At 48.8% G+C, this 19,954-nt stretch carries 18 protein-coding genes, 2 pseudogenes and 1 riboswitch; of the genes and pseudogenes, 2 read left to right on the top strand and 18 right to left on the bottom strand.

Features of this window, described 5'->3' with window-relative positions:
• Positions 1–317 precede the first annotated feature (317 nt).
• Positions 318–441: riboswitch (molybdenum cofactor riboswitch) on the top strand.
• Together ACZ481_RS11880 and ACZ481_RS11875 are read left to right on the top strand one after the other, a co-directional pair.
• Positions 424–2,226 (top strand): glutathione S-transferase family protein, encoded by a 1,803-nt coding sequence (locus ACZ481_RS11880; protein WP_464770341.1) that lies wholly within the window; start codon positions 424–426, stop codon positions 2,224–2,226. Its footprint overlaps the riboswitch before it by 18 nt.
• 323 nt (positions 2,227–2,549) lie before the next feature.
• On the top strand, positions 2,550–2,753 hold the full coding sequence (locus ACZ481_RS11875; RefSeq protein ID WP_371381369.1) for a TOBE domain-containing protein: 204 nt from the start codon (positions 2,550–2,552) through the stop codon (positions 2,751–2,753).
• 228 nt (positions 2,754–2,981) lie between these two features.
• On the opposite strand, the gene hfq is transcribed toward ACZ481_RS11875, so the two are convergent.
• The 18 genes and pseudogenes from hfq to recA form a co-directional block, all read right to left on the bottom strand.
• Complete coding sequence (gene hfq / locus ACZ481_RS11870; protein ID WP_464770340.1) at positions 2,982–3,251, bottom strand: RNA chaperone Hfq; 270 nt, start codon at positions 3,249–3,251, stop codon at positions 2,982–2,984.
• Positions 3,252–3,294: 43 nt separating this feature from the next.
• Positions 3,295–4,230, bottom strand: a complete 936-nt coding sequence (gene miaA / locus ACZ481_RS11865; RefSeq protein WP_464770339.1) for a tRNA (adenosine(37)-N6)-dimethylallyltransferase MiaA — start codon at positions 4,228–4,230, stop codon at positions 3,295–3,297.
• Positions 4,218–5,039 carry a class I SAM-dependent methyltransferase gene (locus tag ACZ481_RS11860; RefSeq protein ID WP_464770338.1) on the bottom strand — a complete coding sequence of 274 codons (822 nt, stop codon included), beginning with the start codon at positions 5,037–5,039 and terminating at the stop codon, positions 4,218–4,220. The genes miaA and ACZ481_RS11860 overlap by 13 nt, the downstream gene beginning before the upstream one ends.
• Before the next feature lie 9 nt (positions 5,040–5,048).
• Complete coding sequence (gene mutL / locus ACZ481_RS11855; RefSeq protein WP_464770337.1) at positions 5,049–6,884, bottom strand: DNA mismatch repair endonuclease MutL; 1,836 nt, start codon at positions 6,882–6,884, stop codon at positions 5,049–5,051.
• Positions 6,881–9,490 carry a DNA mismatch repair protein MutS gene (gene mutS / locus ACZ481_RS11850; RefSeq protein WP_464770336.1) on the bottom strand — a complete coding sequence of 870 codons (2,610 nt, stop codon included), beginning with the start codon at positions 9,488–9,490 and terminating at the stop codon, positions 6,881–6,883. The genes mutL and mutS overlap by 4 nt, the downstream gene beginning before the upstream one ends.
• A gap of 27 nt (positions 9,491–9,517) precedes the next feature.
• Positions 9,518–10,867: a tRNA (N6-isopentenyl adenosine(37)-C2)-methylthiotransferase MiaB gene (miaB, locus tag ACZ481_RS11845; protein ID WP_464770335.1), complete on the bottom strand. Its 1,350-nt coding sequence runs from the start codon at positions 10,865–10,867 to the stop codon at positions 9,518–9,520.
• A 42-nt stretch (positions 10,868–10,909) separates the two neighbouring features.
• Positions 10,910–11,044, bottom strand: a complete 135-nt coding sequence (locus ACZ481_RS11840) for a hypothetical protein (protein WP_464770334.1) — start codon at positions 11,042–11,044, stop codon at positions 10,910–10,912.
• Between the two features lie 30 nt (positions 11,045–11,074).
• On the bottom strand, positions 11,075–11,443 hold the full coding sequence (locus ACZ481_RS11835) for a sulfite exporter TauE/SafE family protein (protein WP_464770333.1): 369 nt from the start codon (positions 11,441–11,443) through the stop codon (positions 11,075–11,077).
• Positions 11,440–11,955 (bottom strand): annotated as a pseudogene (locus ACZ481_RS11830) (sulfite exporter TauE/SafE family protein); the annotation flags it as partial. The gene ACZ481_RS11835 and the pseudogene ACZ481_RS11830, both read right to left, overlap by 4 nt.
• A pseudogene (locus tag ACZ481_RS11825) lies at positions 11,861–12,154 on the bottom strand (DUF3870 domain-containing protein); the annotation flags it as partial. The pseudogenes ACZ481_RS11830 and ACZ481_RS11825, both read right to left, overlap by 95 nt.
• A 22-nt stretch (positions 12,155–12,176) precedes the next feature.
• Positions 12,177–13,004 carry an Asp23/Gls24 family envelope stress response protein gene (locus ACZ481_RS11820; protein ID WP_464770332.1) on the bottom strand — a complete coding sequence of 276 codons (828 nt, stop codon included), beginning with the start codon at positions 13,002–13,004 and terminating at the stop codon, positions 12,177–12,179.
• Between the two features lie 64 nt (positions 13,005–13,068).
• Positions 13,069–13,905, bottom strand: a complete 837-nt coding sequence (locus ACZ481_RS11815; RefSeq protein WP_464770331.1) for a PHP domain-containing protein — start codon at positions 13,903–13,905, stop codon at positions 13,069–13,071.
• Positions 13,902–15,416, bottom strand: coding sequence for a leucyl aminopeptidase (locus tag ACZ481_RS11810; protein ID WP_464770330.1), 1,515 nt, complete (start codon positions 15,414–15,416; stop codon positions 13,902–13,904). The genes ACZ481_RS11815 and ACZ481_RS11810 overlap by 4 nt, the downstream gene beginning before the upstream one ends.
• A 115-nt stretch (positions 15,417–15,531) precedes the next feature.
• Positions 15,532–15,792, bottom strand: coding sequence for a stage V sporulation protein S (locus ACZ481_RS11805; protein ID WP_075755210.1), 261 nt, complete (start codon positions 15,790–15,792; stop codon positions 15,532–15,534).
• A gap of 174 nt (positions 15,793–15,966) precedes the next feature.
• Positions 15,967–16,428 (bottom strand): hypothetical protein, encoded by a 462-nt coding sequence (locus ACZ481_RS11800; RefSeq protein WP_464770329.1) that lies wholly within the window; start codon positions 16,426–16,428, stop codon positions 15,967–15,969.
• 221 nt (positions 16,429–16,649) lie between these two features.
• Entirely contained in the window at positions 16,650–18,194 is a 1,545-nt protein-coding gene (rny, locus tag ACZ481_RS11795; RefSeq protein ID WP_464770328.1) for a ribonuclease Y, read from the bottom strand.
• Positions 18,195–18,361: 167 nt separating this feature from the next.
• Positions 18,362–18,805, bottom strand: coding sequence for a regulatory protein RecX (locus ACZ481_RS11790; RefSeq protein ID WP_464770327.1), 444 nt, complete (start codon positions 18,803–18,805; stop codon positions 18,362–18,364).
• Positions 18,806–18,811: 6 nt separating this feature from the next.
• Positions 18,812–19,882: a recombinase RecA gene (gene recA, locus ACZ481_RS11785; RefSeq protein WP_464770622.1), complete on the bottom strand. Its 1,071-nt coding sequence runs from the start codon at positions 19,880–19,882 to the stop codon at positions 18,812–18,814.
• Positions 19,883–19,954 lie beyond the last annotated feature (72 nt).

Below are 19,954 nucleotides of genomic sequence, written 5' to 3'. Positions count from 1 at the left end.
ACTATGGCTCCCCGCAAAGGCTTTCTTATTTAAAATGTAACACAAAATCATAAAAATAACCACAATTTAAAGCAATATGTAAATCAATCAGTGTTTGCATTCTTTATTTATTTGCAATATAATATTAACTATAATGAACATAAGCAAATTAGGCATTAGTTTTAATTTTGTTTTTGTTAGCTTATGTTTGCAAAGATTATAAGAACGGGACATTCTGTTTATATTTTATAATAACTCAATTCGGCGGCTAAATCAATTTTGGCCTGCTGCCAACAACTGCCGGATTGGCTAAGCCCGTTGCTTACTGCAATAATGTAAATATATATTGCTCCTTAGCCGATTTGCCTAACCCTTTCATGGCATGGCGCTCGGCCGACCGGTATAGCGGGAAACCGCTATGCTTCCCGTTTTTCTTTGGAAAGGATGCATTATTTTGAGGCGGCGCAATCGGTGCGTCTGTTTTGTGTTCAAAGAAACCGCCGCCGGACAATAATTGCCAGGCCTTCTCCAAGGGAAGATCTGGCAATTATTTTATCGCAAAGGTTGGTGCTGTTTATGGATACCTCAGCTTTCACGCTGACAATTGATGACATCACAGTGGATACACTCCCACTTTTCATTCAGCTTGCAGCCGATACGGCTTCAGCATATAAGGAAGTCGACCTGCTCTATGAGACAGACAAAATCCGTTTCCACAACGCCGCCGCCCGCTCGCCTTATGCTAAACATACCCTGTTTACGACCGGCGGCATCGACCGGCAAATTTATGCCGCCAAATATTCAGGGCTCCTGCTGGCAGCGATAGAAGACGGTCAGAACTCGCCCTTGTTCAAAAAGGTAATTGCGATTATGACCAAGCGCTGGCATGGATTATACTGCCATATCAGGGATTGTGAAACCCTTGATTTAGCCGGGGTAATCAAACCGCATTATTATTCCAAGCCGGTAAAAGACAGCTACAAACACAATCTGCTGACAGGGGCAGCCACTCGCTATATCCGCTCCTTTATCACCTTATACCCTTCCATTGACCTGCCGCTGCAAGCCACTTTGAAGTTTTCCCTGTTTATAGCCTGTGTTGCCGGCCGGCCGGTCACAGTATCGGATCCGGAACTGCTTTCCATCATTCAAACAATTAGCAGTAATTTAGACAATACCCAGGAAATCAATTTATTAAAAAGCAGGCTAAATAAATCAGCAGTCAAAAAGATGGCCCGTTATCTAAAAAATGTGATTTATCAAAAAATATATCATAATTATCTTGATCCCTGGCAGGATGACCGCCTGTTGGAAGGCTTGGCCCATTGTAATGCCTATCTCTCATCAGAAGAGGGTATTTCGCTGTTGTCACCGACCCTGATCGCCCAGATCAAGGAACGGGATGTAGAGCTCCTCTGCCGCCTGTATATTGTGAAAATGGCGGCTGAAACCTTTCGCGCCGGTCAGGTAAAAAAGAGTAAAGAAGAAATGGAATTGGACTGTGCCGAATTCGTCATGTTCGGTTTAAACCTGCTGGACTTTGTAAGAGAATATAAAAAAGCCAAAAAGTATTATTTTGAGCATAATGCCGCTTATCTGCATGCCGAAGTGGCTAATCTAAAAAACCAGCTTAGTGATAACGAGTTGGAAATCCGGCGGCTGAAAGCAGCGTTAGCAGCAAAAAACAAATTGCTTGCGGCCAAAGAAGAAGAAATTAACAACCTGGCGGTCAAACAGGAATTTGTCCTGAATTCAATGGCCAAGGAGCAAAAGCTGGTGAAACCCAGCACTCAGCCGCAGAATGGACGCAGCGGTAAGGTCAGCAGCATCAGGTCTCTACCAGCCGGCAACCTAACAGCAATATCTGATCAGTTGCCGGATTCCGAGGCCGCGGTAAAACTGCTGGCCCCGGTGCAGGCCCTGGTTATTGGCGGCACCGACAGCTGGCAGACAAAATTAAAAGCCAAGCTGCCTCATTTTACCTATCTCGCCGGTGATGATGCCGGTTTTGATGACGCCCTGATTCTTCATGCCGATATTGTTTTTGCCAATGTGCGCTGTAAATTTAGTCATGGCTGCTTTTATAAGTTGATCAAGCTGGTCCGCCAGCAGGGTAAGCAGCTGGTGTTCCTGTCTAAAACAAACATTCCCCTTACCATCCGGCAAATGGCAAATGCTGCCGTCAAGCCGGCTCCTGTCAACAATAGCCCGGAATACAGCGAGATCGACTGGGCAGTCGAATTGTGATTTGCCAAAAATTACAAGTATTTAATGCAATATCTACAGACATAATAAAGAAACTACCAATCAGGGTAGTTTTTTTATTATGAGCCGGCAGCGCCGCTTCTATCATACCAGCCTGCCAAGCCAACTAACATAACCAAATCAGAACTCACATAATTGTTATCATATTACTAGTTTTTCGTCGTATTTAAGAGCTATACTTCGGTATGGTTATATATATTAGTATTTTAGCTAAAAATCGATAAATACTGCGATATTTATTGATTTTCATTATTTAATATGCTATATTGTTGCTAAGTAATTACCAAATAAAGGAGTTGCAGCTTATGAAAATCAGTGGCAGAAACAAACTGGAGGCCACCGTAAAAGAAGTGGTAAAAGGTGCCGTCATGGCGAAAGTTGTCATGGATTATAAAGGCAGTGAACTGGTAGCAGCAATTACGGTCGACTCAGTGGAAGATTTGAATCTGGCTCCGGGGGACAAGGTTACGGCACTGGTTAAAGCCACCGAGATGATGGTGCTTAAATAGGGATGCAGAACGATAAAGAACGATAAAGAAAACACGGCTTGCGCCGAGCCTTTGGCGAAAGCGGAAGCCGATGCTGCCCTTATCCTGGGAAAGTTAACCTTTCTAGCAGGATAAAAAGCGGCTTGCCTTAGGCTGGCTGTTTTTTTTTGCCCTTCAGGCCGCATAAATCCGATTACTAAAAGGAAAAGCACTCCAGGCATGATACCCGGAGTACTGCAAGACATTTTTCTATTTATCAGCTTTATCAGCTTTGGCAGCTTCTTCCTTTTTCTCGTGCAGATTGGCGGACAATGGGCGAAAGGGGGTTACTGTCGAGATGGCGTGCTTATAAACAAGTTGCTGTTTACCGTCGTTTTCAATAATTACGGTGAAATTATCAAAACCCCTTACGGCTCCCCGCAGTTGAAACCCGTTAACCAGATATATAATTACCGGCACGTTTTCTTTTCGTACTTGATTTAAAAAACTGTCTTGCAGATTAATGACTTTATTAGTCAAATGAAACCCCTCCGTATTCATGTTCTACTCACTCACATCTATTTTACCTTAGACCAAACGTTCCTGCAACATGATTGTAAATTGTTTCCAACGTTTTATCGTAATTATTGCGGTCACCTACATCAAACCAGGTTATATACGGCATTTGCCGATAAAAAGTCATCTGCCGTTTGGCAAAATTGCGGGTCGCTTTTTTCACTTTATTGACAGCAAGCGGCAAATCCCCGCCCTCAGCCAGATACTCAACAATTTCTTTGTAGCCAATCCCCTGCATAGCCTGACAGCTGGCCGTGACTCCCTGGCCGAGAAGTCTCCTTACCTCTGCGACCAGCCCTTGCTGCAGCATGCGGTCGACCCGTTGATTAATCCGCTCATATAAGGCGGCGCGCTCCATCGTCAGGCCAATGACAACCGCATCATACAGGAGCTGATTCGGCGCGTTCTTAGCCTGAGAAACCGTCTCGCCACTCAGGGTATGCACCTCCAGCGCCCGGATTACCCGCCGCTGATCATTGGGATGAAGCCTGGCTGCAGTTTCGGGCTGTACCTGTGCCAGCAGGGTATGCAGATACTGATTACCGAATTGCGCTGCCAAACCAAGCAATTTTTGCCTCAGTCCCTCGTCGCTTGGCGCCTGGTTAAAACGATAGCCCTCAAGTAAGGCCCTGACATACAGTCCGGTGCCGCCGGCTAAAATCGGAATAAGTCCGTCATGATTGAGCTCGGTAATTAATGTTTGCGCATAATGCTGAAAATCAACGACATTAAACTCTTCCCAGGGGTCCAGGATATCAATCAGATGGTGGACAACCCCGCTGCGCTCGCTGCTGTCGGGTTTGGCAGCGCCGACATCCAGCCCCCGGTATACAAGCATGGAATCGCCGGAGATGATTTGTGTCTGCAGCCGTTTGGCCAGGTCAATGCTTATTTGCGTTTTTCCCACAGCCGTGGGGCCAATAATAACAATTAAACGCTCCATGGCTGGCCTCCATTGCTGGTCTGTGACCGGCAGTCAATGATCCCGTATTGTACACGGCTGTATTTGCCGCCCACCGTTGTCACTAACCCCAGACGGGCAAACTCGCCACTCCCGGCTGCCTCTTTTACCACTACCTTTTGCCTGGCAACCCGGCAAGCCTGTTGAATGGCCGCCGGCGTAAGCGGGTTTCTATTGGCAAGTGTCCTGATCGGGTTTACATTGGAACTTTTGTAGAGGGGATTGCGAAACATGGGATCAAAGTAAACAATGTCGAAACTGTCATCAGCCAGGGCAGCAAGGTATTGATCATAGGCAGCGTTTTTCACCTGTATCCGGCGTAAAGAATCGGTAATATCAACGTCAGAATCAACGCTAAAGTGCTGCAGGCCGTAGCCGGTTACCAGGGCAATTGCCGGCGAGCTTTCCAGTCCGGTCACCGCCCCGGCCGCCCCGGCCACATAACTGGCAACAATGGCATCTGTCGCCAGGCCTAAGGTACAGTCAAGCACAGACATCCCGGCCCGGAGCCCCATGGCATTCACCATATGGTCATGTTTTCCATTTATTAAGTTTTTTATGCGCAACTCAGCCATACTTATATGAAAAAAGTACTCACCGGCGGCAGTATGGATGACAGGCCCCTTGGCGGCAGCCACAATTACATCACAGTCCCCGTATTTTTCCTTAAGCACGGCCAGGGAATACCGCTCCCGGGGGACAAACGGCACGCCCAGCCGGGCGGCTATATCCCGCGCCAGCTGGACGACAGCGGGTGTCGGCTTTTGCGCTGTTGTGACGATTAAACTCATAGAATCCCCTTATGTCCGTTTAAACATTTTTGCCAGCTCCTCCGGCCCAAATCTCACAATTGTCGGCCGGCCATGGGGGCAGGTGTAGGGCAACTCAGTTGTATACAGTTCGCTGATTAAGGCCTGAATCTGCCGCATAGTAAGCGTATCCCCCGCCTTGATGGCGCTGCGGCAGGCTGCCATCTGCAAATAAGCATGGCGCAGTTCCTGCGCAGTGGGCTGATGCAGTTCGTTTATCAGCTTTAAAATCTGCCGTATTACCGGCTCGGCATCAGCCAGGGGAATATCTACAGGCATCTCGCTTAACCGCATAGTATCCGCGCCGGCCTGTTCCAGCGTAAACCCCAGCTGATAAAAAATCTCCCGGTTCTCGGCTATCATATCACAATCACCGGCGGTAAATTCCAGGAATGGCGTTACTAACAGCTGCTGCGCCGGCACCCGGCCTTTGGACCGGCTCATACGGTCATAAAGTATGCGTTCGTGCGCGGCATGCTGATCAACAATGTACAGGCCGTCCGGCCCCTGGGCTACAATATAGCAGGCCTCAACCTGGCCCAAAGGGTACAGAGGCGAGGCTGCCTGCGGCCTGTCAGCAGCCTCGTCTCTTACGATTAGCTGTTCCTCCTGCTTAATCGCTTGTCTGACCTCGGCCAGGGTGGCACTCTCCTCGTGCCATAAAGCCGGCGCCCATTGCCGGGTGCTGCCGGCCCCGGCGGCCGGCCCCGGTCCGCCTGTCCGGCTGCTGTAACCGGCATATGGCGGCTCGGCCATACCGCCGGTCCCATTTTGCGGGCTAAGGGCCGGGGGCGGGTTAAAGGGAACGGTTGCAGCCGCCTGATTCTGCGCGGCCGGCAGGACCAGACTGGAGGAGACCGCCTTATATAATGCCCTGTATATCTTTTGGTCATCACTGAACTTAACCTCTTTTTTTTGCGGATGCACATTGACATCAATAGCTTCTACCGGGATATGGAGGGCAAGCACAGCCAGCGGATAGCCATTTTTCGGCAATAGGGAAAAATAGGCATTATCCAGTGCTTTGGCCAGCATACGGCTGTTTACCACCCGTTTGTTAACCATAAAGGTTTGCCACTGACGGGTGCTTTTCAGCAGGGCCGGTTTGGCTACATAGCCGGACACAGCAATGCCGTCCTGGCTATAGTCCACCGCAATCAGCTCCGGTACAACCTTGTGCCCGTAAATATCGGCAATCGTATCTGCCAGCCGCCCATTGCCGCCGGTAGACAGAATCAGGCGCTGATTGCTGATCAATTTGAAGGCAATCTGCGGATGCGACAGCGACAGCTTGGTGACTATATCGCTGATATGACCGCTTTCAGCCGCAGGGGATTTCAGGAATTTGCGGCGGGCCGGGGTATTGAAAAATAAATCGGCAACAACCACTGTGGTGCCGGGACCGGCCCCCGCTTCGCGGACATCCACGGGAACGCCCCCATGAATTTCAACATAGCTCGCCAGGGGTTCATCAGGCAAACGGGTTGTCAGGGTAAATTGGGACACGGCCGCAATACTGGGTAATGCCTCGCCGCGAAAGCCCAGGGAATAAATGGCCGTTAAATCCTCAGCTGTGCGGATTTTACTGGTGGCATGACGTTTTACAGCCAGTTGGGCATCCTCATGGCTCATCCCTTTGCCATCATCGGTAACACGGATGAAGCGGGTGCCGCCATCGGTAATTTCAATGTCAATATGCCTGCTGCCGGCGTCAATTGCGTTTTCAACAAGCTCTTTAATCACCGCGGCCGGCCGCTCAACCACTTCACCGGCAGCAATCTTATTGGCCGTATTTTCATCTAATACACGGATTACCTGCTCACTCATATGCTGCCGCTTTCCTCTCTGGCTTTATTTTGTAATTTATACAAGGTATTGAGGGCCTCCAGGGGGGTCAGGGTCATTACATCAAGCGCCAGGATTTCATCGGCAATACCTGAGCCAAACAGGGATATCGCAGCCGCAGGCTGCGCTTTGCCTGCTGCCGGCGGCGCAGGTTCATAAACAGCCCCGCCCTGGCCCTTGGCCTGCTCCAGCTCCTGCAAAACCTGCTGGGCCCGCTCAATAATGCGTTTCGGCAGCCCGGCCAGCTGGGCAACATGAATGCCATAGCTTTTATCCGCCCCGCCCGGTACGATCCGGCGCAAAAAAACAATATCATTGCCCCGCTCTTTAACCGCTACCGAAAAATTTTTAATTACTTTGCTGTATTCGGCCAGCTCGGTAAGCTCATGGTAGTGAGTGGCGAATAATGTTTTCGCCTTCACCCTGTCTTTTATGTATTCGACAACCGCCCTGGCAATGCTCATGCCGTCAAAGGTGCTGGTCCCCCGGCCGATTTCATCCAGGATAATTAAGCTGTTGGCTGTGGCAAATTTAATGATTTGGGCGGCTTCCGTCATTTCGACCATAAAGGTGCTTTGCCCTGTCGCCAGGTCATCACTGGCCCCAACCCGGGTAAAAATCCGGTCAACAGGCCCGATTGACGCTGCCCGCGCCGGAATAAAGCTGCCGGTCTGAGCCATAATGGTCAGCAGGGCTACCTGCCGCATATAGGTTGACTTACCGGCCATGTTGGGACCGGTAATAATCATGATTTCACTGTCGCGGTGGTTTAAACAGGTATCATTAGGTACAAACATCTCACCGGTTAACAGCCGCTCCACCACCGGATGGCGGCCATCTTTAATGATAATCTCCTTTTTCTGATTCAGCTCGGGCCGGGTATAGCCATAGCGGGCGGCAACCTCGCTCAGGGACATAATTACATCCAGCTGGGCAATGTGCCTTGCCGTCTGTTGAATTTCACTGATGCGTTCCTTTATATAGTCCCTGATGCCGGCAAACAACTGGTATTCGATATTTACAATTTTCTCCTGCGCCCCAAGCACTTTCGTCTCAAAGTCTTTTAGTTCCGGCATTATGTAGCGTTCAGCATTAACCAGGGTCTGCTTGCGGATATAATAAGCCGGTACGGCACCGGTATTGGCATGGGTTACTTCAATATAATAGCCAAAAACCTTATTATAGCCGATTTTAAGGGATTTAATCCCTGTCGTTTCCCGCTCCCGCATTTCCAGGTCCTGAATCCATTGCTTACTGTCTCTGGCAATCGTCCTCAACTCATCCAGCTCCAGGTCGTACCCGCTTCTGATAATGCCCCCGTCGCGGACACCAAACGGCGGATTATCGACAATCGCCGCCGCAATCATGTTGGCTACATCCGCATGGCTTCTAATCTCACTGCCGATACCGGTTAACAGGCCGGACTGGCACTGCTGCAAGGCCAGTTTTATGGCCGGCAGCACAGCCAGCGAGGTTCGCAGCGCCGTCAAATCCCGGGCATTGGCACTGCCGACCTCAATCCTGGTCAAAATGCGCTCAAAATCATAGATATCGCTGAGCAGTTCTTTTACTTCATCAAGCACAGCCCGTTTATCAAGCAAATCGCTGATTGCATCCTGGCGTTTAGCGATGGCGACAGGGTTTAGCAGGGGGAACTCCAGCCATTTCCTGAGCAGCCGGCTGCCCATGGCGGTTTTGGTAAAATCCAGAACCGCCAGCAAAGTTCCCTTGCGCCCGCCGTCGCGCATATTGCGGGTAATTTCCAAATTACGCAGGGTGGAGGCATCCAGCAGCAGAAAATCCTGCGTATTGATGGCGGCCAGTTTATTGATATGAGAAAGGTCGCTTTTGAGGGTATAATGCAAATAATACAGCAGATAACCGATGGCGGTCTGCACCGCCGGGCTGGCCGGGAGCGTTCCGCCGTCAAAGTGCTGTCCGGGCAGCGCTGATGCCACGGTAAGGTCGGCGTTAGTCAGGGTGGTCACCGCACAGGCCGGCACTCTTTGGGCCAGAAAACTGCTAATGCCGGCAAGGCCTTCCAGCTTGCCTGCCAGAACTAATTCCGCCGGCAGCAGGCGGTACAACTGGTCGCAAACAAGATTAGCCCGGGAACTGCCGGTAAAAACGGCCCATACAAACTCCCCTGTTGATATATCGGCGGCTGTCAAACATAATTCATCTGCTTCCTCATACAGCAGCGCCAGATAATTATTGGCTTTGTCAGGCAGCGCGGTTTCGGCCAGAACCGTACCGGGGGTAATAATTTTGACAACTTCCCGCCTGACAATGCCTTTGGCCTGTTTGGGATCCTCCACCTGTTCACAAATAGCCACTTTAAAGCCTTTGTTGATTAATTTGGCGATATAGTTGTCAGCGGCATGATAGGGTACACCGCACATGGGGACCCGGGTATTTTGGCCGCCCTCCCGCGAAGTCAGGGTAATCTCCAGTTCGCGGGCCGCTACCTCGGCATCTTCAAAAAACATCTCATAAAAATCGCCTAACCGGAAAAACAAGATCTCATTGCTGTGCCTGCTCTTTACTTCCCGGTATTGCTCTAACATCGGGGTGTAGCTTATAGACATGCTGTAAATTCTCCTCTCCGCTGGAAGTTAAACCAAACAGCCTTTTAAAACCCAGGTTTGAGCGGTGTCAATTTGGACATTGACTAAATCGCCGGGTTTTTCCGCCCCGGCTTTTGCCCACAATACGATCTTATTGGTTCGGGTCCGCCCCATGAGTTTAGTTTCATCGTTTTTGCTGGGGCCTTCGACAAGTACTTCTACGCTGGTGCCGACAAGCTGTTTATTAATCTGGAGGCTAATTTCATTTTGTACCGCCATCAATTGATTAAGCCTGGCTTTTTTCTCCGCTACCGGCACCTGGTCGGGATAGCCGGCGGCCGGGGTCCCCGAACGCTGGGAATAGAGGAAAGTATAGGCGGCATCATACCTGATCGTTTTGATAAAATTCAGGGTCTCTATAACATGTTCTTCACTTTCACCGGGAAATCCTACTATTAAATCAGTTGTCACGCTGGCACCGGGCATCAGCCGGCGGATATGATTGACAAGACGCTGGTAATATTCGGTGGTGTAACCGCGGTTCATCCGTCCCAGGATGTCATTATTACCGGACTGGACAGGCAGGTGGAAATGCTCGCAAATTTTTTTGCTGTTTTTGATTGTTTCAATCACTTTATCATTCATGTCCCGCGGATGGGAGGTCATATAGCGGATCCGGGCGATTGGCTCAACCTGATCCACGGCCTGCAGCAGATCGGCAAAATCAGTAATCGCCGTCCCGCTGTCTTTGCCATAGGAGTTGACATTCTGCCCCAGCAAGGTTACTTCTTTAAAGCCCGCTGCCCCCAGTTGGCGGATCTCAGCCACAATATCCGCCAGGGGCCGGCTCCGTTCACGGCCACGGACATAAGGGACAATGCAATAGGTACAAAAATTATTGCAGCCGTACATAATCGGCACCCAGGCTGATATTTGCCCCTTGCGCACGGTAGGAACATCAGGCGCCAAACGCTCCGCCTGGTCCCATACTGCCAGTACAGGCTCCCGGCTCTGCTCTACCTGGCTAATGACTTCAATAAGCTGATGGGTGTTATGGGTACCCATCACTAAATTTACATGAGGAAATGCAGTGAGTATTTTTTCTTTATCCTTTTGGGCCAGGCAGCCGACAACGCCGATAATGACATTAGGATTGACAAGCTTGTGCCGTTTCATCTCACCAATGCGGCCATGGATTTTCTTTTCGGCGCTTTCGCGGACACAACAGGTATTGATTAAAATTAAGTCTGCCTTGTCCACCTGCTCCGTTTCCTCATAGCCAATTGTTCTTAATTGACCGGCAAGACGTTCCGAGTCATTAATATTCATCTGGCAGCCGTAGGTTTCCGTATAAAAGAGTTTAGGCGCGGCTTTATGTTTGTAATCGTTAGCTTCCATCTGTTTCAGCTCCAATTGCGGTATTGTAAAATTAATTATAGCCTAAATGCCGGACTTGTACAAATTTCTGCCATTAACGCCGGCCATAACCGCCCTGGTATTGCTGCCGCTGTGCCTGGTAACGGCAAAATATAATAGCTGCCCTACAAGAGCAGCTATATATAACGAAGTCTTCATCCTGGGGCTGAACATTTCCGCGCCCGACCACTATTTTTTCCGGGTGCTTACAACCATTTTCAGCCCTGAATAAATAGCGAACACCCCAAAAATTCGTTTAAGCTCATCTGCCGGTACATCCTGGACAAAATTAGCACTGATTAAGGCCCCGGCCACGGCCCCGGCGGCGATGTACGGCACGGCCTGATAATTAATAAGCTGAGCTTTATGAAAATGCCACACACTGACAATAGCTGTGGGAATAATAACAAGCATCGAGATCCCCTGCGCCGTATGCTGGGTTATGCCTAATATAAACACCATCATCGGTACCAGCACCACACCGCCGCCGACCCCCAGCATACCACTGAGTATACCGGCCCCAAGCCCCATAGCAAAAACAACAAGTACCTGAATCATGCCAGCACCATCCTCAGCCCGACCAGCATCAGCAAAATACCAAATAACTGCTTTAAGCGAACGGCTGGTATCTTTTTCATTACCCGGGCACCGATACTGGCGCCGCAAATACTGCCCACGATCAGATTTAGAGCCAGGGGGATATCCATATTGCCATGAAAACCATAAATCAGACTGCTGACCAAACTGGTAGGCACAACGATAGCCATAGATGTTGCCTGCGCTATATGCTGAGTAAGGCCGAAATAGGCTACCAGAATCGGCACAATAAAAATGCCGCCGCCTACGCCCAGCAAACCACTGAGAATGCCCACAAAAAAACCCACACCGGAAAACTTTACCTTCTCAGACATGCCGTCCCCCCTGTCAGTCAATTGCACTGGGGGCCAAACCCTCCTTATAACTGCGGTATTTGTCATAAATGATGCGAATGGCCGTAATAATCGCTTTTTTAGCGCTTCCCTGATAGGTTGTATCCACAATCCGGACCAGATAGTCGGGATTGGCAATTTGCTTGCCCACGAGAATAGACGAAACATGATTCCGCGCCACCGCTGTCGCCAGCGTGCAATCAGCCTGGATAATCTCGCCCGTATCTTCATTAACAAGCAGTACTACACCAATTACTTTATAGATTTCACTGGCTGTAATCCCGGTAGGCAATTTGGCATAACCGGAAAAAAGAATCTGTTTACCCTGAGTTTTTTCCACGCTTTTCCCGCCTTATCTTCAATTATTCAATACTTAGACGTTTAACTGCGATATTCACTTCCCTAACTACCATCCCTGTCATATACTCCACAATTTTTTTGATCCGCTTTTGGGCCTCATGGACAACATTCCAGATCGACTGACCATATTTTATTGTTACATCCAGCGAAATGGAGATGCCTTTTTCCCGGTCATGAGAGTTTTTAATCGTAATCTGACCAGCTTTAGTAATACTGGCGTCACTTGTCGCCACATAATCCACAAGCGCCGCAATGGCGGCATCGGAAATCAGCAGCTTGCCGTAATAACTGAAAGTCGGCCTGACAATTGATTTTTCACCAAGCTTACGTCGTTGCCGGGAGCGGGGCTTTTTAAAAAATATATCGAGCGGGTCAATCAAATAACCGGAAAAATGAGGTTTAAGCTCAATCGTGGGGACCGGAATAATATGTTTGCCTTCTTTTAAACGGCTCTCCCGCGCCTTGGCAATTTCATTTTTGGTGGCAATATCTTCAATCCGGATTATTTTGCTGATCGGCGGCAGATCAAGAACATCCACTATTTTTTCCACCATATTTTCCGATGTGCCCAAAATTAAAATGCGTTCAGGCCTTACCCTGGCAATCGCCGCTTTAACCTCAGCCGCATGATCAGGCTCCATAAAGATAGCACGTTTTACAGCTCTGATCTTACTGGGTTCCTTTTTTGCTGAATGGCCGGCAACAATCTTGCTGTCTTTAATGAGCAAGCCGTCATCAATGATTGTATCAACATTGTGCTCATGTGCCACAATCAAGGCCCGATGGCTTTTGCCTGTTCCGCTTGACCCCACCAAAGCGAAGATATCCATAGGCAGCCTCCTGGTAAAAGTATAATAGGATATAACATAAAAATAAACACCTTTGCAGGTGTTGTCAAGTAAAACTCACATTACCTTGAAGAGTATCAACCAGGACAGTCGAAATGGTAAATTCACCAATCTTCTCGGGATACCGGCCAGGTATAGCATGAAAGTCCGAACCACCTGTTATTTTTAGCTTGTATTTATTGGCGATAGCTATATATTTATCAGTCATCGCCTGATCGTGCTCAGGATGAAAAGCTTCCAGTCCCCCCACACCGGCGTTAATCATGTTAAGAACCAGGCTGTCATCACCAATTAAGCCGGGGTGGGCCAAGACAGCGATACCGCCGGCTTGTTTAATAAGTTGTATGGCCTGTTCAGGGGGCAGCTTATAATGGGGGACATAGGCCGGTCCGTTATTCGCCAGCAGGACAGCAAAAGCCTCTGTTACCGTGGTAAAGTAATTGGCGGCTACCAAAGCCTGGGCCACATGGGGCCGGCCTATAGCCATGGCCGGGCCGGCAAACTCGGCTACCTTATCATAATCGAGCAAATAGCCCAATTGATTAAGCTTTTTGACCATTTTTTTTGCCCGCAGCAACCGGTCCTCCTGGATAATGTCCAGCTGCTCCCGCAGCCGCCTATGATCAACATCGATAAAATAACCTAACATATGAACTTCATGCCGTGGCACATCGGTACTAAACTCAATACCCGGAATAATTGTCAGCCTGGCGGCACTGCTTGCCGTAATCCCGGCTTGGCTAAGTTCCAGATGGGCCGCAACGGTATCGTGGTCGGTAATGGCAATATGACTTAAACCGGCCGCCATAGCCTGACGCACAATTTCCCCCGGCGACAGGCGGCCGTCGGAGGCGGTAGAGTGGATATGCAAATCAGCTGTCATAAGCTGCCGGGTTGTGCGGTGGCTAATTGAATCAAGGTCCGGACACCGGCTCCCGTTCCCCCTTTCAGGTTATAGCCTTTCACTTTGTCTGCATCCGAGGTGCCGGCGATATCAATATGGACCCAGGGTGTCTTATCCGCAAACTGGCCGATAAATAAGCCGGCGGTAATTGTGCCTGCTGCCCGGCCGCCACTATTTTTAAGATCGGCAATGGAGCTTTTTATTTGCTCAAGATATTCTTCGTCATTAGGCAGTTCCCACATCTTTTCACCGGCTTGCCGGGCGGCTGCCAGAACACGCCGGCACCACTCGCCGTCATTGGCTATGACGCCGGAGTAGACCGTACCCAGCCCCACAACGCAGGCGCCGGTTAATGTTGCCAGATCGACAATCTTAGTGGCACCGATCTTTTTGGCATAACTGACAGCATCTGCCAGGATTAAGCGGCCTTCCGCATCCGTATTTAGTACTTCGATTGTTTTCCCGCTCATGGAGGTAATAATATCGCCAGGCCTGTAGGCACTGCCGGAAGGCATATTCTCGGTGCAGGGCACTACGGCCACGATATTCGCCTTGGGCTTCAACTGACCAATAGCCATCATCGCCCCCAGCACAGCGCCGCCGCCTGCCATATCCCGCTTCATTTCGTCCATGTTTTGGCTGGGTTTTATTGATATGCCGCCACTGTCGAAAGTAATGCCTTTACCTACATAAGCAATCATTTCCTGACTGGCCGGGTCGCCTATATATTTTAAAACAATCAGCTTGGGCGGTTCGGCACTGCCCCGGGCAACCGCCAGCAATGCGCCCATCCCCTGCTGCTGCATGTCTTCCTTCTCCAGCAGGCTGAACTCTAAGCCATATTGCCGGGCAAGTTCTTCCGCCTGTCCGGCCATCTTGGCCGGAGTCATATACTGGGCCGGATGATTGATCAGGTCACGGGCATAATTTACGCTTGCCGCCACTGTTTTGCCAAGCTCTGCCCCTTTATTAATGGCAGTTATATGGCCGGCACCGGCTTCCACCAGCAACAGCTGTTCGATATTGTGCCCATCGTTATTAGCGGACTTATAGCACTTAAACTGATATAAACCCATGATTGCGCCTTCAGCCACGCCTTGAGCCATAGCCCGGAAGTCGGCAGCGCCGCTGCCAACAAAATCACTAATACCGGTAGCTACCTGTCTGGCATGCAGCTTCTTAGCCTTCCGCAGGGCAACCGCCATCAGGGCCCGGGCTTTTTCCAGGGTGAAGTCCGCTTTTTTCCCTGAGCCCAGGAGAATGATGCGCTCAGCACTGATCATGCCCAAAGTGTAGATAACAGTAGTTTCTCCATATTTACCGGCGGTGGGAAGGTCCTGAACAATTTTGCTTATATGACCGTTCAGGGCCCTGTCAGCACTACTGGCCGCACTGCCGGCAGGCAGACCCTTATTGCCTTCAAACAGAGTGATGATGAGGGTGTCACACACAGTTTCGATTAGAGCTCCATTAATTACTTCAATTTTCATTTTTCCACTCCTCGTAGTTGATAGCACTAAACATTATTATATTATGCCATAAAATGTCCTACTAAAACAGTAAAACCTGTTCAGCTAGAACAGGTTTTGAGTATTCAGCAATGTCTTAGCGGGGCTCAACTATTAATTTGATGGCTGTACGTTCTTCGCCATCAATAAGAATATCCGTGAAAGCGGGAATGCAAATTAAGTCGACACCATGGGGTGCAACAAACCCTCTGGCAATGGCAACTGCTTTTACAGCCTGGTTGAGTGCGCCGGCACCGATCGCCTGAATCTCGGCCCCCCCCCGTTCTCTAAGCACTCCGGCCAAGGCTCCTGCTACAGAATTAGGATTGGATTTTGCTGATACTTTCAAGACATCCATGTTTTTATGTGCCCTCCTTTGATTAAAAAAAAACGTTATTAGTCCTATAAAATAGATATATTCGTTATACGGGAAAAAATTCCTTTATCCATATACAAAAAAATCTAATAATTACAACAAATGCACATATAACCGTTTTTTATCTATAATCTCCGGCACAAATTGTCGGCAGCGTTATTTATTAAACACAAAAACACGTCCGTCTTCACGAATCCCAATCAGGCTGTGGTCATCATTATCCTGTTTACGCATATTTTCCAGCATATCTTCAATAACTTCTTCCTGCAGCAGCAGATCTTCCTCCAGCATCGCATCATTGCGGTCGGCAACCAGCCGCTCGGCAAACCTCTCCCGCAGCAGTTTAATCGTCAGCCCGATTTCTCCGCGCGACATAGTATGCACGTCCCGCAGCACAGTTAAAATAGCCACTTGCTCATAGGAACTTAGCTCAACATCAATCATGCTGTCTGTAACCCCTTCCAGCAAGTGATAGGCGGCAATACTATGAATGAGCAGCCGTTTGGCGGTTTCAAACTCTTTTGCAGTGGGAATGCCGGCAATCATAAAAGTAAGAGTAAGTGAATTAGCCTCAGGATCAAAATTAATTGTACCTATTTCCGGATAGCGCACCAGCATAGATATAAGAAGGTTTGCTCCATCGGAAACCTGTTGGTCGCTTTGGCAAAGTTCAGGCATCTGTTTTCACCGTCCAATGTTTGTATATAAATAATTGCGTGTAAAGTTCTGTTGTAACTATTCTCTAGAAGATATGTAAATCCTGCTTTAAATTTCTGGGAAAAAAGCTAAAAAACGGCTTTTACCTGCTGGTAAAGCCGTTTTACATAGTCGTTTACTCTCTATTTAGCATAATCAACAGCCCGGGTTTCACGAATCACTGTCACTTTAATCTGCCCCGGATATTCAAGCTCGCCTTCAATCTTCTTGACAATATCCCGCACTAAACGAACAGCTGTTAAATCATCAATCTTATCAGGCTTAACCATAATACGAATTTCGCGACCCGCTTGAATCGCAAAAGATTTCTCTACGCCATCAAATGATTCAGCAATTTCTTCCAATCGTGTTAATCGCTTAAGATAGCTTTCTAGAGTTTCTCTGCGGGCCCCTGGCCGGGCGGCCGAGACGGCATCAGCCGCGGCGACAAGCACAGCCTGAATCGTCTTAGGCTCTTCATCTCCGTGGTGCGCAGCAATAGCATTGATCACTTCGGCCGACTCACGGTACTTCTTGGCCAGATCAGCGCCAATTGTTACATGCGGGCCTTCGACCTCATGGTCTACAGCCTTGCCAATATCGTGCAATAAACCGGCACGTTTAGCCAACATGACGTCTACACCCAGTTCCGCTGCCATAACACCTGCCAAATGGGCTACTTCGATCGAGTGTTTAAGTACATTCTGACCATAACTGGTACGGAATTTTAACCTTCCGAGAAGTTTTATCAGTTCTGGATGCAGGCCGTGAACGCCGGTTTCAAATGTGGCCTGTTCGCCTGCTTCCTTAATTTTCTGTTCAACTTCTTTTTGTGCCTTCTCAACCATCTCTTCGATACGGGCAGGATGAATTCGGCCGTCTACGATAAGTTTTTCCAGGGCAATCCTGGCAACTTCCCGACGGACAGGATCAAACCCGGATAAAATAACTGCCTCCGGTGTGTCATCAATGATCAAATCAATTCCGGTAAGTGTTTCCAGGGTTCTAATATTGCGGCCTTCGCGCCCGATTATCCGGCCTTTCATTTCATCATTAGGCAAAGCAACCACAGATACGGTCGTCTCTGCAACATGATCGGCGGCACAGCGCTGAATAGCTAACGATATAATCTCTCTGGCTTTCTTATCCGCATCTTCTTTGGCCTGTTGTTCCAGGTCTTTGATTAACATGGCCGTTTCATGCTTGATTTCTTCTTCCACATTGGCCAGCAGTAAACAGCGGGCCTCTTCCGAGGTTAAACCGGACAGCCTTTCGAGTTCGGTTTGCTGCTTACTATACAGTTCGTTAATCTTTTCCTGGCTTTTATCGATCTCAGTTTCTTTACGGCTGAGAATTTCTTCCTTCTTTTCGAGGGAATCAATTTTTCGGTCAAGATTTTCTTCTTTTTGCACCAGGCGTCGTTCTAAACGCTGAAGTTCTGTGCGCCGGTCCTTAATTTCTCGTTCAAGTTCATTTCTTAATTTATGAATTTCTTCCTTGGCTTCGATTAGCGCTTCTTTCTTCCTGGATTCACCGGATTTTTCAGCATCCTCGACAATCTTTCTTGCTGCATGCTCAGCCGAAGCAATTTTTGCCTCAGCTATATTCTTGCGTACCCAGTAGCCGGCGCCGGCACCCAACAGACCGACGATAATTGCGGTAATAATAACCTCTACTATAAGTTCCACCTCCTTACTTAAAATACTGGTATTAAGGGTAAAGCCGAGTTAAACTCGGCTCTTAAAAGTAGCTCTTCAATTGCCTTATCAGCATTCAAGCTCTCCTAAAAGTACCTAATAGATTTGCTGTGGTGCACGATTGGATAATTTTATTTTAAATGTTTTTCAAATGAGTGTCAAGGAGCCATATCTCTAAGGCGCTCTAAAACTTTACGGACCGTCCCGGCCTTAAATCCTTTGGCTGCCAGACGGCGTATTAACTTGTTCCTATCCTCACTGTTTTCCGCACAGAAATGCCTGGCAGCCAGTCTGAAAGCAGCCTGGAATTCAAACTCCCCGTCCAGGTCTGTCAGCTTGGCCGCAATTAAGTCTGCCGGCAAACCTCTGCGCCTTAAGCGCAGGGAGGTCTCCCGCAGGCTATATTTATTCAGGGCCGCATATCGCTCCACAAGCGCATCACAAAGCGCGGCATCATTAAGATAGCCGCGCTCAGCAACATATTGAATAGCCTGGTTTACCGCCAGTTCATCATACCCCTGGTTGAGAAGCTTTTGTTCAAGTTCATATTGGCTATGGGACCTAAACCTTAACATGTTAACGGCAGCATCAACTATATTCATATTGATTTAAGCCTCAAAAACATCGTCTTTATCTTCATCCCCATTGTTCGGTAACAATTCGTCACTTAGGGCATGATCAATCTGGGCATCACCGCCGGCCAACAGCATTTCCCGAATTTTACGGTCTATCTCATCGGCAATCTGACGATTATCCTTTAAAAACTCTTTTACATTTTCCCGGCCCTGGCCCAGCCGCTGGTCTTTATAAGAAAACCAGGCGCCGCTTTTATTGATAATCTCAAGCTTAACCCCAATATCGACCAGGCTGCCTTCCCGGGAAATCCCCTCGCCATACATGATATCAAATTCTGCCTGTTTAAAAGGAGGCGCCACTTTATTTTTAACAACTTTTACTTTCGTGCGGTTGCCGACAACATCATTGCCTTGCTTTAAGCTCTCCGATTTACGGACATCCAAACGGATGGAGGCATAAAACTTTAACGCCCGCCCACCGGTAGTTGTTTCCGGATTGCCAAACATGACACCGACTTTTTCCCTGATTTGATTAATAAAAATAACGGTAGTCCGTGATTTACTGATAATACCGGTCAATTTACGCAAGGCCTGAGACATTAAACGGGCATGCAGGCCAACATGGGAGTCGCCCATATCACCGTCAATCTCATTCTTAGGCACTAAAGCCGCGACCGAGTCAATAACAATAATATCAATAGCCGCACTGCGCACCAGCGCCTCGGCAATCTCCAGCGCCTGTTCACCGTTATCCGGCTGGGAAATGAGAAGATTATCAATATCAACCCCCAGCTTTTTCGCATACACCGGATCAAGGGCATGCTCGGCATCAATAAAAGCGGCAATCCCATCCAATTTTTGCGCCTCAGCGATAATATGCAAGGATACAGTCGTTTTACCTGATGATTCCGGGCCGAAGATTTCTACAACCCGGCCGCGCGGCACCCCGCCTACCCCCAGCGCGACATCAAGGGGTAAGGACCCTGTGGGAATAACCTCCAGGTTCATTTTGGCCGCCGCTTCGCCCAGCTTCATAATCGCACCCTTGCCAAAATCTTTTTCTATCTGGCGCATCGCATTCTCAAGGGCTTTGAATTTATCCATTTCCCGGTTCTTCTCAAAATCTTTAGCCTTATCCATTACCTGAGACCTCCCCCGCAACTATATCACCATTTT

The sequence above is a fragment of the Sporomusa intestinalis genome, assembly GCF_055383785.1.
The sequence above is the reverse complement of the archived record's forward strand: the minus strand, read 5'-3'. Positions and strand labels throughout refer to the sequence as shown.

Excerpts from the sequence above, each read along its gene's own strand:
- ACZ481_RS11880 (WP_464770341.1), top strand. The coding sequence starts at position 424 with ATGCATTATTTTGAGGCGGCGCAATCGGTGCGTCTGTTTTGTGTTCAA.
- ACZ481_RS11875 (WP_371381369.1), top strand. The coding sequence starts at position 2,550 with ATGAAAATCAGTGGCAGAAACAAACTGGAGGCCACCGTAAAAGAAGTG.
- miaA (WP_464770339.1), bottom strand. The coding sequence starts at position 4,230 with ATGGAGCGTTTAATTGTTATTATTGGCCCCACGGCTGTGGGAAAAACG.
- ACZ481_RS11860 (WP_464770338.1), bottom strand. The coding sequence starts at position 5,039 with ATGAGTTTAATCGTCACAACAGCGCAAAAGCCGACACCCGCTGTCGTC.
- mutL (WP_464770337.1), bottom strand. The coding sequence starts at position 6,884 with ATGAGTGAGCAGGTAATCCGTGTATTAGATGAAAATACGGCCAATAAG.
- mutS (WP_464770336.1), bottom strand. The coding sequence starts at position 9,490 with ATGTCTATAAGCTACACCCCGATGTTAGAGCAATACCGGGAAGTAAAG.
- miaB (WP_464770335.1), bottom strand. The coding sequence starts at position 10,867 with ATGGAAGCTAACGATTACAAACATAAAGCCGCGCCTAAACTCTTTTAT.
- ACZ481_RS11840 (WP_464770334.1), bottom strand. The coding sequence starts at position 11,044 with ATGAAGACTTCGTTATATATAGCTGCTCTTGTAGGGCAGCTATTATAT.
- ACZ481_RS11835 (WP_464770333.1), bottom strand. The coding sequence starts at position 11,443 with ATGATTCAGGTACTTGTTGTTTTTGCTATGGGGCTTGGGGCCGGTATA.
- ACZ481_RS11820 (WP_464770332.1), bottom strand. The coding sequence starts at position 13,004 with ATGGATATCTTCGCTTTGGTGGGGTCAAGCGGAACAGGCAAAAGCCAT.
- ACZ481_RS11815 (WP_464770331.1), bottom strand. The coding sequence starts at position 13,905 with ATGACAGCTGATTTGCATATCCACTCTACCGCCTCCGACGGCCGCCTG.
- ACZ481_RS11810 (WP_464770330.1), bottom strand. The coding sequence starts at position 15,416 with ATGAAAATTGAAGTAATTAATGGAGCTCTAATCGAAACTGTGTGTGAC.
- ACZ481_RS11805 (WP_075755210.1), bottom strand. The coding sequence starts at position 15,792 with ATGGATGTCTTGAAAGTATCAGCAAAATCCAATCCTAATTCTGTAGCA.
- ACZ481_RS11800 (WP_464770329.1), bottom strand. The coding sequence starts at position 16,428 with ATGCTGGTGCGCTATCCGGAAATAGGTACAATTAATTTTGATCCTGAG.
- ACZ481_RS11790 (WP_464770327.1), bottom strand. The coding sequence starts at position 18,805 with ATGAATATAGTTGATGCTGCCGTTAACATGTTAAGGTTTAGGTCCCAT.
- recA (WP_464770622.1), bottom strand. The coding sequence starts at position 19,882 with ATGGATAAATTCAAAGCCCTTGAGAATGCGATGCGCCAGATAGAAAAA.